Origin of the sequence: Xanthobacter albus, assembly GCF_043194895.2 — a bacterium.
GTDB lineage: Bacteria > Pseudomonadota > Alphaproteobacteria > Rhizobiales > Xanthobacteraceae > Xanthobacter.
In genome coordinates, this window is the sequence record NZ_CM195532.1 from 2,787,243 (window position 1) to 2,802,355 (window position 15,113).

At 68.5% G+C, this 15,113-nt stretch carries 15 protein-coding genes; 6 read left to right on the forward strand and 9 right to left on the reverse strand.

The window, feature by feature from the left end; all coding sequences use genetic code 11:
- Positions 1 to 2: 2 nt before the first annotated feature.
- From V5F75_RS12480 to V5F75_RS12510, 7 genes are all read right to left on the reverse strand, one after another.
- Positions 3 to 1,139 carry an ATP-grasp domain-containing protein gene (locus V5F75_RS12480; protein ID WP_394034671.1) on the reverse strand — a complete coding sequence of 379 codons (1,137 nt, stop codon included), beginning with the start codon at positions 1,137 to 1,139 and terminating at the stop codon, positions 3 to 5.
- Between the two features lie 120 nt (positions 1,140 to 1,259).
- Complete coding sequence (locus tag V5F75_RS12485) at positions 1,260 to 2,258, reverse strand: beta-ribofuranosylaminobenzene 5'-phosphate synthase family protein (protein ID WP_394034670.1); 999 nt, start codon at positions 2,256 to 2,258, stop codon at positions 1,260 to 1,262.
- On the reverse strand, positions 2,255 to 2,689 hold the full coding sequence (locus V5F75_RS12490; protein WP_394034669.1) for an HIT family protein: 435 nt from the start codon (positions 2,687 to 2,689) through the stop codon (positions 2,255 to 2,257). The genes V5F75_RS12485 and V5F75_RS12490 overlap by 4 nt, the downstream gene beginning before the upstream one ends.
- 96 nt (positions 2,690 to 2,785) lie before the next feature.
- Entirely contained in the window at positions 2,786 to 3,637 is an 852-nt protein-coding gene (pstB, locus tag V5F75_RS12495) for a phosphate ABC transporter ATP-binding protein PstB (RefSeq protein WP_394034668.1), read from the reverse strand.
- Between the two features lie 120 nt (positions 3,638 to 3,757).
- A complete protein-coding gene (locus V5F75_RS12500) occupies positions 3,758 to 4,585 on the reverse strand; it encodes a transglutaminase domain-containing protein (RefSeq protein ID WP_394034667.1) in 828 nt (275 codons plus the stop codon).
- A 56-nt stretch (positions 4,586 to 4,641) separates the two neighbouring features.
- Positions 4,642 to 5,592 (reverse strand): alpha-E domain-containing protein, encoded by a 951-nt coding sequence (locus V5F75_RS12505; RefSeq protein ID WP_394034666.1) that lies wholly within the window; start codon positions 5,590 to 5,592, stop codon positions 4,642 to 4,644.
- Between the two features lie 116 nt (positions 5,593 to 5,708).
- Entirely contained in the window at positions 5,709 to 7,124 is a 1,416-nt protein-coding gene (locus V5F75_RS12510) for a circularly permuted type 2 ATP-grasp protein (protein ID WP_394034665.1), read from the reverse strand.
- Positions 7,125 to 7,294: 170 nt separating this feature from the next.
- Between V5F75_RS12510 and V5F75_RS12515 the strand changes: the two genes are divergently transcribed.
- On the forward strand, positions 7,295 to 8,044 hold the full coding sequence (locus tag V5F75_RS12515; protein ID WP_394034664.1) for a competence/damage-inducible protein A: 750 nt from the start codon (positions 7,295 to 7,297) through the stop codon (positions 8,042 to 8,044).
- 161 nt (positions 8,045 to 8,205) lie between these two features.
- Positions 8,206 to 8,637, forward strand: a complete 432-nt coding sequence (locus V5F75_RS12520; protein ID WP_394034663.1) for a c-type cytochrome — start codon at positions 8,206 to 8,208, stop codon at positions 8,635 to 8,637.
- Between the two features lie 102 nt (positions 8,638 to 8,739).
- Here V5F75_RS12520 and V5F75_RS12525 read toward each other — a convergent pair whose 3' ends face one another.
- On the reverse strand, positions 8,740 to 9,468 hold the full coding sequence (locus V5F75_RS12525) for a cytochrome b/b6 domain-containing protein (protein ID WP_394034662.1): 729 nt from the start codon (positions 9,466 to 9,468) through the stop codon (positions 8,740 to 8,742).
- Between the two features lie 239 nt (positions 9,469 to 9,707).
- On the opposite strand from V5F75_RS12525, the gene V5F75_RS12530 reads away from it, so the two are divergent.
- The 3 genes from V5F75_RS12530 (at position 9,708) to V5F75_RS12540 (ending at position 11,291) form a co-directional block, all read left to right on the forward strand.
- Complete coding sequence (locus V5F75_RS12530; protein WP_394034661.1) at positions 9,708 to 10,070, forward strand: hypothetical protein; 363 nt, start codon at positions 9,708 to 9,710, stop codon at positions 10,068 to 10,070.
- Between the two features lie 175 nt (positions 10,071 to 10,245).
- Positions 10,246 to 10,413 (forward strand): hypothetical protein, encoded by a 168-nt coding sequence (locus V5F75_RS12535; protein ID WP_394034660.1) that lies wholly within the window; start codon positions 10,246 to 10,248, stop codon positions 10,411 to 10,413.
- A gap of 26 nt (positions 10,414 to 10,439) precedes the next feature.
- A complete protein-coding gene (locus tag V5F75_RS12540) occupies positions 10,440 to 11,291 on the forward strand; it encodes a group III truncated hemoglobin (protein ID WP_394034659.1) in 852 nt (283 codons plus the stop codon).
- 370 nt (positions 11,292 to 11,661) lie between these two features.
- Here the strand turns inward: V5F75_RS12540 and V5F75_RS12545 are convergent, their stop codons facing one another.
- Positions 11,662 to 11,868: a hypothetical protein gene (locus tag V5F75_RS12545; protein ID WP_394040942.1), complete on the reverse strand. Its 207-nt coding sequence runs from the start codon at positions 11,866 to 11,868 to the stop codon at positions 11,662 to 11,664.
- A gap of 451 nt (positions 11,869 to 12,319) precedes the next feature.
- On the opposite strand from V5F75_RS12545, the gene topA reads away from it, so the two are divergent.
- Entirely contained in the window at positions 12,320 to 15,040 is a 2,721-nt protein-coding gene (gene topA / locus V5F75_RS12550) for a type I DNA topoisomerase (protein WP_394034657.1), read from the forward strand.
- Positions 15,041 to 15,113 lie beyond the last annotated feature (73 nt).

Here is a 15,113-nt window from a genome sequence, read left to right on the forward strand (position 1 = left end):
GCTCAGGCCGCCGGCTCCGCAACGGGCGCGAAGCCCAGCTCACCGCGCAGCTCCGCGGTGAGGGTATCGAGCCGCGCCAGCGCGGCCTCGATCGTGGGACCGCTGGTGCGCACGGTGCACACCGGAGCCCCCTTGGGGATGGCGGCGCCGGCGGCCGGACGATCGGCGATGTGGTCGGGCAGGGTGCAGGCGGGCACCAGAAGATCGCTCTCCGCATAGACCACGCGCGCGGCATGGATCTCGGAAGGCGTCGGCAGGCCTTCAGGCACCCGGCCGCCGCAGGCCGCGAGATGGAGGCCGAGCAGCGGCGGCAGCGGGTCCACGTCGAAGATATCGAGCGTGGCCCCCAGGCGCGGGTTCACCTCCACCAGGAACCAGCCGTCCTCGCTGACCACGAAATCCATGGAGACGAGGCCCACCAGCCCGCACGCGAGCGCGATGCGCACCGCGCCCTCGCGCATCGCCTCGGCATGCGCTGCGGGCAGGGCGACGGGGCCGACCACGCCGCCATAGCGGAAGGGATGCTCGGCATCATTGTCGCGCCACTGGCGGGAGGCACCGACCACCACGGCCTTGCGTCCGTTCGCGAGCAGCAGGAGGGAATAGGGCTCGCCCTTCACCTCGCGCTGGAGGTAGTAGCCGTGCCGGGGCGCGGAGAGATCACCGGCCGCCCGCCGGCGGATATGCCCGCCGCCGGCGCCGCCGATCTTCTTCTCGATCACCGGCGCGCCGCCGAAGGTGTCCTGGGTGGGCGCCTCGGCGGTGACTTCCGGAAACGGCACGCTGAGATGGCCGCACAGGCCGGCCAAAGCGAGTGGGTCCTTCAGCACCCTTACGATCTCGGGCGAGTTGCCGAGGATGGGATTGCGGGCGGCGATGCGGGCCATGAGGTCCGGATCGTCCTCCAGCCCGCCGCCCAGCACCACGGGCAGGCCGGCGGGAGAGAGGCTGCCGAGCGCCTGGATCAGGTCGTCGCCGTCGAAGGCGTAGCCGTTGCGCTTGTGCACGCGCACGCAGCGCGCCGCATGGGCGCAGGTGTCGAGATCGGCGAACAGGTCAAGCGCCAGGGCCGCGAAGCCGGCGCGCGCGGCGCTGGCGGCCAGCGGCCGCGCGGAGAGAGCGATGAGAGCAAGATCCATGCTGGTCGGCCTGCTGTTCGTGAACCCGCCTGCTTGTTTCGGCATGCGCGCCGCGGGGCGGTTCTTCACCGGAGATCCCAGACCGGGCGTGGCGCCTGGTCGCGAAGTTGGTGGCGGCGGTCAGCCGGGGCCTGCCCCGTGCGCCTGGATTTCGGCGCCGAGATTGTTTCCCGCCACGCAATCGAACGAGAGATTTGTGGACGATGCGAAGCGACGGCGCAAGGCCTGCAGCAGGTCTTCCGCCTGCGCCGCATTGCCCACCACGGCGAAGCCGGTGGGCCCCCAGGAGCTCTGGCCGATGCCGGGAACGCCCTGGCTTTCCACGAAGCTGATGGCCTCCGCCACATGGGGGCTGCAGAAGCGGCCGCCGCCCTGGGCTGCCGCGTAATGGTCCCCCAGCGCCCGCTGCCATTCGCCGATGGCCGAGCCAAAGACAAGGGCGTCACCCTCCGCCAGGGCGGGCAGCGCCTCAAGCAGCATCAGGTGGCACAAATGGGCCGCGAGCGCCTGCGGAAAGGGCGGCAGGGCGGCCATGGCGCGTGTTTCGGCCTCGCCGCTGAGGCCCTCGCGGATGGAATCGAAGGCGAGCAGAACCCTCCAGTCCTCCGGAAACGGCAGGCGCGAGAGCAGGGGCGGGGCGCGCCGCGTATGGTCGGCGCCCGGCGGCAGGCGCTTTCCGCCGTCGAGGATGACGCCGCCGCCGGTGAACGCCTCGATGCCTATGGCGGAGCGCAGGCCGCGCCCCATGAGGCCGGCCACCGCGCGCGCTCCGAGATCATGGCCACCGAGCCGCGCCACCGCCACCCCCACCGCCAGGGCGAGCTGGGTGCCGGAGCCGAGCCCGCCGTGGGGCGGCAGCGCCGAATCCACGCTCACGGCGAAATTGCCGGTGATGCCCAGGGCCGCGCGAACCACATCGCGCACCCGCGCGGCGCGGTCCGAGTCGGGCCCGAGGGCGGCGTCGGCATCGGCGCGGGCGACGGTCACCTGGGTGACCGGCCGGGCGAGGGTGATGCCCAGGCTGCCGAAGCGCCGGCCCAGGGCGCCGCCGAGATCGAGGAAGCCGAGATGGAGCCGCGCCGGCGCCCGGATGGTCAGCGCGGCCGCGGCGGCGCTCACTGGCCGAGGGCGGCGCGCAGCAGCGCCGCGTGCCCGGCCAGCGTCTCCGGCTTCTCCATGTCGCTCGCCGGCGGCTTCATGGGCACGCCCACATGGCGCGGAATGACGTGGACATGGAGGTGGAACACCTCCTGCCCGCTGGCGGCCTCGCTGAATTGCATGACGACGACGCCGTCCGCCTTGAAGGTCGCCTTGGCGGCGATGGCCACCTTCTTGGAAACCCGCGCCACCTGGGCGAGATCCTCGGGGTCGATGTCGAGGATGTTGCGCGCCGCGCTCTTGGGAATCACCAGGGCGTGGCCGGGGCAGCGCGGCATGATGTCGAGGAAGGCGAGGGTCCGGTCGTCCTCGTAGATCTTGTACGCCGGCAGTTCGCCGCGAAGGATCTTGGCGAAGACGTTGTTGGGATCGTAAGCCGGCGCTTCGGACATCGGGGGCTTCCTCCTGTTTGAGGCAAGGACATTGCAGGGGCGGGCCGGGGGGTCAAGGGGCCCCGCCCTGCTTCCGGAGCGGCAGGGGCGGACCGCTCAGCCGAAGCGGCCGGTGAGGTAGTTGTGGGTGCGCTCGTCCTTGGGGCGGGTGAACATGTGGTCGGTGGAGGAGAACTCCACTATCTCGCCCAGATACATGAAGCCCGTGAAGTCGGACACGCGCGCCGCCTGCTGGAGATTGTGGGTGACGATGGCGAGCGTGTAGTGGGCCCGCAGCTCCACCATGGTCTCCTCGATCCGGGCAGTGGTGATGGGATCGAGGGCGGAGCAGGGCTCGTCGAAGAGGATGACCTCCGGCCGCACGGCGATGGTGCGGGCGATGCACAGGCGCTGCTGCTGGCCGCCGGAAAGGCTGAGGCCACTTTCCGGAAGATGGTCCTTCACCTCGTCCCACAGGGCGGCGCGGCGCAGCGCCTCCTCCACCCGCACGGCCACGTCCGCCTCCGGTGGAGCCTCGTTGATTCGCACGCCCATGGCCACGTTGTTGAAGATGGACATGGGGAATGGCGTCGGCCGCTGGAACACCATGCCGATGCGGGCGCGCAGGGCGGCGGGGTCCACCCCCGGCCCGAGGATGCTGGCGCCATCCATCAGCACGTCGCCCGTCACGTGCTGGTCGGGGTAGAGCTCGAACATGCGGTTGAACACCCGCAGCAGGGTGGACTTGCCGCAGCCGGAGGGGCCGATGAGCGCGGTGATGCGGTTCGCGTGGAGCGGCATCGAGACGTCGTGCAGGGCGCGGGTGCCGCCGTAATAGAAATCGAGGTGGCGGGCTTCCACCTTCACCGGCAACGCGGCGGCGGGCGGCTTGGCGCCGGGCAGCGCTGTCGCCGGCGCGGTGCCGGGCGCGGCATCGGCCTTGATATCGGCCGGCATATGCTTGGACATGGCATGAGCCCTCCGTGTGGCCTCCGGGGGGCATATCATGGAGGTTGCTTCGCCGTGTCTTTATGACAGCCGGGCAAAAGAAGCGCGCGCCGGGGCGTTTTGTCCCGGCGCTGGCCCGCTTCAGTTCTGGCCCTGGCTCTGTGCCTGCACGAGGCGCGGGGGAATGCGCCCGTCCTCGGCACGAACGCTCTCGCGGCACTCGAACCCGGTGGAGCGCATGGGGGCGACGCCGAATGCGTCAAGGCCCACGGCGAGGCGCACGTAATTCTCGGTGGCGCAGAGGTTGCGGCCGGGGTCGAAGGCGATCCAGCCGATCTTCGGCACATAGGCTTCCGCCCAGTGGCGGGCCGAGCCCTCGTCGTCGAGCGCGAGGTAGCCGGAGATGTGGCGGGCGGGAACGCCGAGGTGGCGCGCCGCCGTGGTGAACAGGTGTGCGATGCCGCCGGGACAGGCCGACTTCGCCTCCAGCACCTCCTGCGCCGACATGGGCATGATTGTGGGGGTCGGCTCCGTTTCCTCCACGGCCTCATGCACGCGCACCATCAGGGCATGCAGGCGGCTCAGCGGGTCGTCCGGCGTGTCCGCCACCTGTTCCGCGAAGGCGATGACCGCGTCAGCGGGATGGGTGAGCGTGGTCTCGCGCAGGTAGAGCGAGGGGGGAAAGGGCTCGACCGTTCCGCGCACGATGCCGGTGGTGTCGAAGGTCTCCACCTCGCCCTCGGCGATCACGGTCACGTGATCGGTGGGGCCGTCCACGCTGAAGGCGTGGCAGAGGTTGCCGAAGGCATCCTCCTGCGGATGGAGCCGGCAGTCGTTGTTGAGGTCGAGGGTCCAGCGCTGGATGAACTGCCCCTCGTGCGGGCGCGGGGTGAGCCGCACGGTGACCGACAGGTTGCGGCTGCCGGGCTCGAAGCGCTGAGTGATCTCGTGGCGGATGCGGACACGCATGATCGAACCTTGAAATTGCCAGACCCGGAGGAGCTTTGCAGGAATGCGCCGCCCTCTCAGGTCAGGTACTGCTCCGTGATTTCGGCGCCCAGCTTGTTGTTGTCGGAGATGAAGCCCGAGATGAACTCGTGCAGGCCGGTCTGGAAGATGTCCTCGATGTTGCGGTTGGTGAGCCGCGCCAGCATGGAGCGCGCCAGCCGCTGGGAGGGCCCCTGCCGGCCGTAGGCGGAGGCGATGTCGTCCAGGTTCCGGGCGAGGTTGTCGTAGCAGGCGGCGAGCGAGCGCGGCATCTGCCGGTTGAGGATCAGCAAATCTGCCACCAGCCAGGGCTTCACGCTGTCGCGGTAGACCCAGTGGAAGGCGGTGAGCGCCGAGACCGAGCGCAGGATGGAGGCCCACTGGAAATAGTCGAGCGGCCCGCCCACGTGCTCCTTCTCCGGCAGCAGCACGTGATATTTCACGTCGAGGATGCGGGCGGTGTTGTCCGAGCGCTCGAGCTGCGCGCCGCAGCGCGAGAACCAGTAGGCGTCGTTGCGCAGCATGGTGCGGAAGGTGGCGCCGTCGAACCGCAGCGAGGTCTCCTTCACGAACGCCAGGAAACGCGAAAGCTCGTCCCGCGTGAGGGCGCGGTTGGGGAAGTTGCGCAGCTCGATCCAGGCGGTGTTGATGACCTCCCACATCTCCGAGGTGAGGGCCGTGCGCACCGAGCGCGCATTGGTGCGCGCCACCTCGAAGCAGTTGCGGATGGAGGAGGAGTTCTCAGCCTCGAACGCCAGGAAGGAGACCACCTGCTCCTCCTTGGCGTCCTCGAGCGGTCCGTAGCGCTCGGTGAACTGCTCCGCGACACCGGCGGTCAGCACCGCCGAGCCCCACTCGTTGGTGGAGCCGCCGTAGGTGACGGGGGTGTAGGCGAGCCGCTGCGACACGTCGAGGATGCGCGCGAGGCAGTCGGCGCGTTCGACATATCGGCTGAGCCAGTAGAGGTTGTCGGCGGTGCGGGAGAGCATGGAGAACCCATCCGGAGGAGGAAAAGGCGGCAGGCGTCGTGGCGGTGCGATTGCCGGCGATGTGTTCGGAAGGCCGTGGCGGGCGCCGGGGCATCACGCCGCGCCGCGGCCTCAGGTCATGCGTCGAGCACCCACGTGTCCTTGGTGCCGCCGCCCTGGCTGGAATTGACCACGAGGGAGCCCTCCTTCATGGCCACGCGGGTGAGGCCGCCGGGCACGATGCGCACCTTGTCGGAGCCGGAGAGGATGAAGGGGCGCAGGTCCACATGGCGCGGGGCGATGCCCTGCTCCACCAGGGTGGGGCAGGTGGAGAGCGCGAGCGTCGGCTGGGCGATGAAGTTGCCGGGATCGGCGATGAGCTTCTCGCGGAACTTCTCGATCTGCGCCTTGTCGGCGGCGGGGCCCACCAGCATGCCGTAGCCGCCGGAGCCGTGCACTTCCTTCACCACCAGCTCGGGCAGGTGCTCCAGAACGTACTTCAGGTGGTCCGCCTCGCGGCAGCGCCAGGTGGGCACGTTCGGCAGCAGCGGCTCCTCGCCCAGGTAGAAGCGGATGATGTCCGGCATATAGGAATAGACCGCCTTGTCGTCGGCGACGCCGGTGCCCACCGCATTGGTGAGGGTGACGTTGCCGGCCTGGTAGGCGCTCATGAGGCCGGGCACGCCCAGCACGCTGTCGGGCCGGAAGGCGAGGGGGTCGAGGAAGTCGTCGTCGAGGCGGCGGTAGATGACGTCCACCCGCTTCGGCCCCTCGGTCGTGCGCATGTAGACGATGCCGTCCTTCACAAACAGGTCGCGGCCCTCCACCAGGTCCACGCCCAGCTTGTCGGCCAGGAAGGAGTGCTCGTAATAGGCGGAATTGTAGATGCCGGGGGTCAGGATCACCACGTTCGGCTCGTGCCCGCCGTGGGGCGAGAGCGAGCGCAGGGTGGCCAGCAGGTCGTCGGCGTAGTTTTCGACCGGCGCCACCTTGTGCATGGAGAATAGCTCGGGGAACAGGCGCAGCATGATCTCCCGGTTCTCCAGCATGTAGGAGACGCCGGACGGCGTACGCGCATTGTCCTCCAGCACGTAGAAGGTATCGGGATCGGTGCGGACGATGTCGATGCCGGCGATGTGCACGTAAAGATCGTGCGGCACGCGCTGGCCGTTCATCTCGGGACGGAAGGCCGGGTTCTTGTAGACGAGGTCTTCCGGAACCACGCCGGCCTTCAGGACCTCCCGCTTCGAATACACGTCGTGGATGTACATGTTCAGCGCCTTGACGCGCTGCTCCAGGCCTTTCGAAAGGCGCGTCCACTCATCCTTGGTGAGGATGCGGGGCACGATGTCGAAGGGGATCAGGCGCTCCTGGGCGTTCTGCTCCCCATAGACGGCAAAGGTGATGCCGATCCGCCGAAAGATGTATTCGGCTTCTTTGCGGCGGTGGTTCAGCACGTCCTGCGGAACGGTGCTGAGCCACTGCTTCAGCGTTTCGTAGGCCGGTCTCACATGCCCGTTGGTGCTGGACATTTCGTCGAACGCTTGCCGCATTGGGACTGTCACTCCACGTCCGCAGGTCTCAGATTCACAACTCTACAAACATCGTGCCAAAGAAGTGATAAAGGGAAAAGGCTTCCTGGCTGCGACGCTCGCGCTTTGTGGGTGGGTGCAATTTGGGCAGATCCAGTGGAAGTGCCGCTGGAAAGGGCAGGTGAGGCGTCATGAGTGAGGCAGACGGCGCGCAAATGGTCACCGCAGGATTGCTCGTCATCGGCGACGAGGTTCTCTCGGGGCGGACCAAGGACAAAAATATCGGCCATATCGCCGAGCGGCTGACCGAGGTGGGGATCGATCTGCGGGAAGTGCGCATCGTCCCCGACGTGGAGGAGGACATCGTCGCCGCGGTCAACGCGCTGCGCCATCGCTTCACCTATGTCTTCACCACCGGCGGCATCGGGCCCACCCATGACGACATCACGGCCGACTCGATCGCCAGGGCGTTCGGCGTCAGCATAGACGTGGATCCGCGCGCCCGCGCCATGCTGCTCGAATACATCGCCGAGAAAGACCTCAACGAGGCGCGCCTGCGCATGGCGCGCATTCCCGCCGGTGCCTCTCTGGTGGTCAACGCGGTCTCCAAGGCGCCGGGCTTCCGCGTTGGCAATGTGATCGTCATGGCCGGCGTCCCGCGCATCATGCAGGCCATGCTGGAGGCGGTGCTGCCCGCCCTGGAGAAGGGCCGGCCCATGCTCTCGCAGACCGTGCTCGCCGACGCCAAGGAGGGGGATATCGCGGCACCGCTGGCCGATATCGCCAGGCGGCACCCGGAGACCATCATCGGCTCCTATCCGTTCCGCGACGAGGACGGGCGCTTCAAGACGCACCTCGTGGTGCGGGCGCGGGAGCAGGCCCTGGTGGCGGCGGTGGCGGATGAGGTGCGGGCCATGGTGGACCGCGTGACCGGCGCTTGATGGCGGGTTCGCGGTCTGTTTTCCGCAAGGGAAGATGCGTCGAAAGTCGTGAGCGGCAATTGGCCGCCGCCGCGCTCGCGGAAGCGTGAGCGGCGAGAGGTATCCCCAGATTGGAATGGCTGTAGGGTTCGGCCTCTTCCGAATCCGCATTGGAGCAGAAGATGCGTCTTTCCGTGACAGCGGCCGTCGTGGCCGGTCTCCTCGCCGCCACCGCCGCCTATGCCCAGACCAACGTTCTCCAGCAGCGCCGCGCCGCGATGAAGACGATTGGCGAGCAGACGGACATCGGCGCCTCGATCCTGAAGGGGCAGGTCCCGTTCAGCGCCGAGAAGGCCGAGCTGATCTTCCAGACCTTCAAGGACAAGATGGTCGGCTTCGAGAAGCTGTTCCCGCCCGGCTCCGACACCGGCGAGACGAAGGCGACCTCCGCCGTGTGGTCGGACCGCGCCGGCTTCGACGCCGCCATCGTCAAGTTCAACCAGGCGGTGGCCGAGAACGCCCCCAAGGCCACCACCGAGGCCGGCTTCAAGGCCGCATTCACCGCCGTGGCCGAGAACTGCCGCTCCTGCCACCAGAGCTTCAAGTCCCGCTGAGGCCCCGCGGGGCCTTCGCGGTCCCCTGGAGTTTTCCGCATTTCGCCGGGCGGTCCCCTGGGTGTTCCCCTGGGGGCCGCCCTTTTTTTGTGCGCTTCGCCCTCAGCCCAGCTGCAGGAGGCCGAACACCGCCGCCGCCGCCAGGGCGAGCAGCGCGATGGCGGCGGGCAGGGGCGCGAGGCGTGGCGCGGCGATGGCCGCCGGCAGGCGCTTCCATCCGGTAATCATGGGCCGCACCAGATCCTGCCGCAGCAGCAGCGCATAGGCGAAGATGGCCGCCACATGCAGCGCCACCGCGATGGCGATGAGATCGAACGAGATGCCGTGCAGCACGGTCAGCCGGTCGCTGGTCTCGCCGCTCACCAGGGCGGCGAGCGGCCCGCTGGTGAACAGTCCGTCGTTGGCGAAGAGGCCCGAGACCGCCTGGAACAGCAGCAGCGCCAGCAGCGCCAGCACCATGTAGGCGCCGGCGGCGTTGTGGCCGGTCTCGGGTTCCGGCTCGCGCCGCAGCAAGTGCTTCAGGTGGGCGAGGGCGGCGCCGGGCGCCTTCACGAACGACGAGAAGCGCGCCGTCTCGCTGCCGAGCAGGCCCCACAGGATGCGGAACACGACCAGGGTGAGGATGGCGTAGCCGGCATAGAAGTGCCAGTCGATCCAGCCGTTGCGGGCGGTAACGTAAGAGGTGGCCACCAGGGCCACGAGCGTCCAGTGGAAGAGACGTGTGGGTGCGTCCCACACCTTGATCCAGCGCCAGTTGCCGCTTCGGGCGGCCTTGTTTTCGCTTTCGGCCCGCTGGCCGGGCGCCGCATCGCGCAGCAGAGTGTCCGTCATCGCATCCATCTCTTTGCCGTTGGGCGCGGGTTTCCGCACCGCCGCATTTCTAGCGGCCGCGCGCCGGCGGTAGAAGGCGACCTTGCCAAAACGTGATCGTGGCGGAGCACGTTCTTGTGTCGCAGGGGGCGGCGGGCATACTCTGTTGCTGCGACGCACCATGTCGGGGCGCCGCATTTTCAATGTCGCGCCGGGCGGGTTACCGCCCATGGCGTGTTTTGCCGCATTGCGAGATTGCCATGACCGATATTGCCCAAGGCGCCGCGGAAGCGGACGGCGCGCAGGAGCAGCCCGAGCAGATCCAGGTGCCGGCGGAGGCCATCGCCCGCTGGGCAGCCCTCGATGCCGGCGCGCCGCTGAAGGTGACGCTGACCCGGGGCGACCTGGATCATCTTCTCCTCGGCCTCCGGAGCCTCGCCATCGGCCAGAGCGAGCTGGTCTCGGCGCTCACCGGCCACATCAACCAGGATGCGCAGGAGAGCGCGCGGGCGCTGCTGACGGCGGACCAGCTCTGTGTCGCCGCCTATAATCGCATCAATGCATTCATCACCGTGCTGATGATGGCCGCGGCGCCCGAGCTCGGGGTGCCCGCCGAGGCATAGTGCCGGCCCCGGTGGTGATTTTATGTGCGCGCTCAAAATTGGGGCGCTCCGGGCTTGGCGAGCGCCTTGCCCAGTGCACGCACCTCTTCTAGGCTGCGTTATATAGTTGATATGCAAAACGCTGCCGGCCGCGCCGCTTCCGGCGAAGCGCGGGGCCGGGCGAGGAGGCGCGTCCATGGCGTCCGACAAAAACGATACGCCCCTGCCCGTGCGATTCGTGCCGGGCACCGCGGTCCGCGTCCGTCCACCGTGGCAGAAAACGGCGAAGGCGGTGGCCCGTTCGCGGGCGGGCCTGCGCCTCGTGGCACCCGCACGCGACGGCAAGGACGGCGCGCAGGATTAACGCCCATCGCGGAGGAACAGGCACCCATGACATCCCCCACTGCCATTTCCGAAGCGGAGACCGCCATGAATGGGCCTCAGGCGGGCGCGTTGCGGCACCTGCCTTCCGCCGCGGCGAGCGCGGCCGAGTTCGGCGGCGTGAGCTTCGCCGCCGCGCCGCATGCGCCCTCCCGGCCGGGCATCTTCATCCTGACGCGCGCCATCGGCGGGCTCGCCTATCCCGCCTACATCGGCGAAGGCGCCGACATGGCCCTTGCCGAGGATGCCGTGCGCGAGACGCTGCCGGTGGAGACGGGGCTGACCGACGGCGTGTTCTTCATGGAGCGCGAGAATGCGCGGCTACGCGCCCATGCGCTGCGCGACCTCGTGGGCAAGTATGATCCGCCCCTGAACACCGCCGACCGCAAGGGCCCGGCCGCGCCGGAGCTCTCCGCCATCATTCCCGACCGTGCCGAGGACTGGCCCGACGGCGCGCGCGAGCAGCTCGCCGCGCAGATCCATGTCACCGAGGCGGACCTGGAGCGGCTGGTGCGGGAGTTCTACGCCGCCGCGAGCTCGGACCCCGTGCTGGGGCCGGTCTTCGCCCGCGCCATTCCGGATTGGGAGGGGCACTACCGCGTGGTCCAGAACTTCTGGTCGCGCACTCTGCTGGGGACCGGCCGCTACACGGGCAACCCCTTCTCGGCGCATATCTCGCTGCAACTGCGGCCGGAGCATTTCACCCTCTGGGTGGCGCTCTTCAAGCTCACGGCGCGCCGGGTGCTGGAGCCGGCCGCCGCCGACCGCGCCATCGCCAAGGTGGAGCATATGAGCACTTGCTTCCAGGCTGGCCTGTTCCCGCCGGAGGAGGGTGGGGCGGAACACGCGCATCGGGCTTGAGGCGGGGCGCGCACCCTCGGCGTCCGGTGCGTTGCTCATCCGAGCTGCGCCGGTGGGGGGCCTCTCATAGCCGAACGGGCGCCAGGAAGGCGCTCACTGTGCCGCGGATACGGTTGTCGGGAGGGCTTTGTCTGAAGCCGCCGTTGCGGGGGCGGTCCGAGTGCCGGCAAGGTGGTGTCGGTGGTGAGCCGGGCACCTGTGGCGGCCACGACGATGGCTTTCAATACCGGTGATCCGGCACAAGGCGACAATGTATAAAAGCCGGCCTCGCCATCGCCCGATCCTGCCGCGCTTGCGGGAGCTGGCTTCAGCATTCGGTTCCAGGGGGCCTTCCGGGGGAAGGCCGAAGGCGGATCGTCGCCATCCAGCGTCAGGGCGTCATTGCACCACAGCCCGCGTCCTTTGCCTCGACGCGCCCTTCGCCGGCGCTCTCCTTCGCATTCGCGGCTTCGCGCGCTTCGAGCCGCGCCATATCGAGTATATAGGAGAGAGTCGAAAGCCCGCTGCTGCGCGCGAGGCGGGAAAGCTCCTCGCTCAATCCTGCGATGTATAAGGCAACGGCCGTGGAATCGCTCATATTGGGCGTTTCAGTTGCCTGAGGTCGGGCGTTGGCGCTGCGAGTGGCCCTGTCGCCTGCTATTTTTTCCATGGAGCGATCCTGTCGAAGACCTTCCCGAGAGGTCATGGAATACGTCTTACAGGTTGATAGACATATTAAAACATACTCATAGTTGCATTCCAGTCGCGCCGTTCCCTTTCGCCACCCGGACGGTGCCATTTGACAGGCGCGGTCGGCGTGCCCATCTTGCAGCCGCCTTTGGGAAAGCCGGCCGGCCATAATGCTGTTTCCGTTGTGAAATGGCATCCGCCTGCGGGCTGTCCGGCTTCGGGGGAGCCACCAAGCGCAACGAGATGTGGCCCGCGAGAGGCCGGCGGCCCGAGCCGCCCTCCGCAGCGGTCCGCATCGCGCCAAGGCGCATCAAACGGTCCGCGCAATGGGGCTCCGGACCAGAGAGAGACGTTGGGTCATGCAGGTCGTCATCGTCGAATCGCCGGCCAAAGCGAAGACGATCAACAAGTATCTGGGTCCTGGCTACGAGGTCATCGCCTCCTACGGCCATGTGCGCGACCTGCCTTCCAAAGACGGATCGGTCGATCCCGATGCCGATTTCCTCATGCTCTGGGAGGTTGACCCGAAGGCGCAGAAGCGACTCAGCGAGATCGCCAGCGCCGTGAAGGGGGCCGACGCGCTCATCCTCGCCACCGACCCGGATCGCGAGGGAGAGGCCATCTCCTGGCACGTCCTGGAGGTGCTGCGGCAGAAGAAGGCGCTGAAGCACCAGAAGGTCGAGCGGGTGGTGTTCAACGCCATCACCAAGCAGGCCGTGCTCGACGCGATGAAGGCGCCGCGCGCCATCGACGTGGCGCTGGTGGATGCCTACCTCGCCCGTCGCGCTCTTGATTATCTCGTCGGCTTCAATCTCTCCCCGGTGCTGTGGCGCAAGCTGCCCGGCGCCCGCTCCGCCGGGCGGGTGCAGTCGGTGGCGCTGCGCCTCGTGTGCGACCGTGAGCGGGAGATCGAGACATTCGTCGCCAGGGAATACTGGTCCATCGTCGCCCGCCTCGCGACGCCCCGCGCGGAGGAGTTCGAGGCTCGCCTCGCCGGCGCCGACGGCAAGAAGATCACCCGTCTCTCGGTGGGCACGGGGGAGGAGGCCGCGGCCTTCCGCGCCGCGCTGGAGAGCGCGCAGTTCCGGGTGCGCTCGGTGGAGGCGAAGCCCGTGAAGCGGCATCCGCAGCCGCCCTTCACCACCTCCACCCTGCAGCAGGAGGCCAGCCGCAAGCTGGGCCTCGCCCCCGCCCGCACCATGCAGATCGCCCAGCGCCTCTACGAGGGCGTGGACCTTGGCGGTGAGACCGTGGGCCTCATCACCTATATGCGTACCGACGGTGTGGACATGGCGCCCGAGGCCGTCGCCGCCACCCGCGGCGCCATCGGCAAGCAGTTCGGCCCGCGCTACCTGCCGGGCGTGCCGCGCAAGTATACGGTGAAGGCCAAGAACGCCCAGGAAGCGCACGAGGCCATCCGCCCCACCGATCCGGGCCGCGCGCCGAAGGAGGTGGCGCGCCACCTCGATGCCGAGCAGGCACGGCTCTATGAGCTGATCTGGACCCGCACCATCGCCAGCCAGATGGAATCGGCCGAGCTGGAGCGGACCACGGCCGATATCGAGGCCAAGGTGTCCGCACCGTCCGGCGCTCGCATCCTCGACCTTTCCGCCACCGGCACCGTGGTGAAATTCGACGGCTTCCTCGCCCTCTACCGCGAGGGCAAGGATGACGATGACGAGGACGAGGAGGGCCGCCGCCTTCCGGCCATGAGCGCCGGAGAGGGGCTCGACCGGCGCGGCATCGAGACCGCCCAGCACTTCACCGAGCCGCCGCCGCGCTACTCGGAAGCATCGCTGGTGAAGCGCATGGAGGAGCTGAGCATCGGCCGCCCCTCCACCTATGCCGCCGTGCTCGCGGTGCTGCGCGACCGCGAATATGTGAAGCTGGAAAAGAAGAAGCTGGTGCCGGAGGACAAGGGCCGGCTCGTCACCGCCTTTCTGGAAAGCTTCTTCAAGCGCTATGTGGAGTATGACTTCACCGCCGATCTCGAGGAGAAGCTCGACGAGATCTCGGCGGCGCAGATCGACTGGAAAGAGGTGCTGCGCGATTTCTGGCGGGATTTCCATGCCGCCATCGGCGCCACCAAGGAACTGCGCGTCTCGCAGGTGCTCGATGCCCTGGACGAGATGCTCACCGCCCATATCTTCCCGCCGAAGGCGGATGGCTCCGACCCGCGCCTGTGCCCCACCTGCGGCAACGGCCGGCTCTCGCTGAAGATGGGCAAGTTCGGTGCCTTCATCGGCTGCTCGAACTATCCCGAATGCCGCCACACCCAGCCTCTCACGGGTGACGGCGCGCCCGAGGGCGACGGCAAGCGCGTGATCGGCGTCGATCCGGAGAGCGGCGAGGAAGTGACCGTGCGCGCCGGCCGGTTCGGCACCTATCTCCAGCTCGGCGAGGGCAAGGACGGGGAGAAGCCCAAGCGCTCCTCCCTGCCCAAGGGCCTCGCCGCGGCGGATGTGGACCTCGATACCGCCCTGAAGCTGCTCGCCCTCCCGCGCGAGGTGGGCAAGCACCCTGAGGACAGCGAGCCAATCCTCGCCGGCATCGGCCGCTACGGCCCCTATGTGCAGCACGGGCGCACCTATGCGAACCTGGAAGGGGCGGACGATGTGCTCAACATCGGCCTCAACCGCGCCATCGCCCTCATCGCAGACAAGCAGAGCAAGGGGCGCGGCCCGCGCAATGCGGCGCCGGCCGGGCGCACCCTGGGCGAGCATCCCACCCTCGGCGGCGCGATCACCGTGCGCGCGGGGCGTTTCGGGCCCTACGTGAACCTTGGCAAGGTGAACGCCACCCTGCCCAAGTCCATGGATCCGGAAGCGCTCACCCTCGCGGAGGCTGTGAGCCTCATCGACGCGAAGGCGGCGAGCGCCCCCGCCAAGGCGCCGCGCAAGACCGCGGCGAAGTCCACCACCGCGAAGTCCAAGGCGAAGGCCGCGCCGGCGGAGGGCGATGGCGCCGACGGCGAGGAGAAGCCGACGCCGAAGAAGCCGGCTGCGCGCAAGACGACGGCCGAGAAAGCCCCGGCGAAGAAAAGCGCCAAAACCGCCAAGAGCGCTCCGGCCCAGGACTGAGCGTCCGGGGCGGTGCGCGCGGCCATGCCAAAGGCCCGCGAGCTTGCCTCATGGGCCTTTGGCTACGCCCGCG

Coding starts and splice junctions, on each gene's coding strand:
- V5F75_RS12505 (WP_394034666.1), bottom strand. CDS start 5,592: ATGCTCTCCCGCACCGCCGACAACCTCTACTGGCTCAGCCGATATGTC.
- pstB (WP_394034668.1), bottom strand. CDS start 3,637: ATGTCCAAGCATATGCCGGCCGATATCAAGGCCGATGCCGCGCCCGGC.
- topA (WP_394034657.1), top strand. CDS start 12,320: ATGCAGGTCGTCATCGTCGAATCGCCGGCCAAAGCGAAGACGATCAAC.
- V5F75_RS12490 (WP_394034669.1), bottom strand. CDS start 2,689: ATGTCCGAAGCGCCGGCTTACGATCCCAACAACGTCTTCGCCAAGATC.
- V5F75_RS12545 (WP_394040942.1), bottom strand. CDS start 11,868: ATGAGCGATTCCACGGCCGTTGCCTTATACATCGCAGGATTGAGCGAG.
- V5F75_RS12510 (WP_394034665.1), bottom strand. CDS start 7,124: ATGCGGCAAGCGTTCGACGAAATGTCCAGCACCAACGGGCATGTGAGA.
- V5F75_RS12535 (WP_394034660.1), top strand. CDS start 10,246: ATGGCGTCCGACAAAAACGATACGCCCCTGCCCGTGCGATTCGTGCCG.
- V5F75_RS12525 (WP_394034662.1), bottom strand. CDS start 9,468: ATGACGGACACTCTGCTGCGCGATGCGGCGCCCGGCCAGCGGGCCGAA.
- V5F75_RS12480 (WP_394034671.1), bottom strand. CDS start 1,139: ATGGATCTTGCTCTCATCGCTCTCTCCGCGCGGCCGCTGGCCGCCAGC.
- V5F75_RS12500 (WP_394034667.1), bottom strand. CDS start 4,585: ATGCGTGTCCGCATCCGCCACGAGATCACTCAGCGCTTCGAGCCCGGC.
- V5F75_RS12540 (WP_394034659.1), top strand. CDS start 10,440: ATGACATCCCCCACTGCCATTTCCGAAGCGGAGACCGCCATGAATGGG.
- V5F75_RS12530 (WP_394034661.1), top strand. CDS start 9,708: ATGACCGATATTGCCCAAGGCGCCGCGGAAGCGGACGGCGCGCAGGAG.
- V5F75_RS12520 (WP_394034663.1), top strand. CDS start 8,206: ATGCGTCTTTCCGTGACAGCGGCCGTCGTGGCCGGTCTCCTCGCCGCC.
- V5F75_RS12515 (WP_394034664.1), top strand. CDS start 7,295: ATGAGTGAGGCAGACGGCGCGCAAATGGTCACCGCAGGATTGCTCGTC.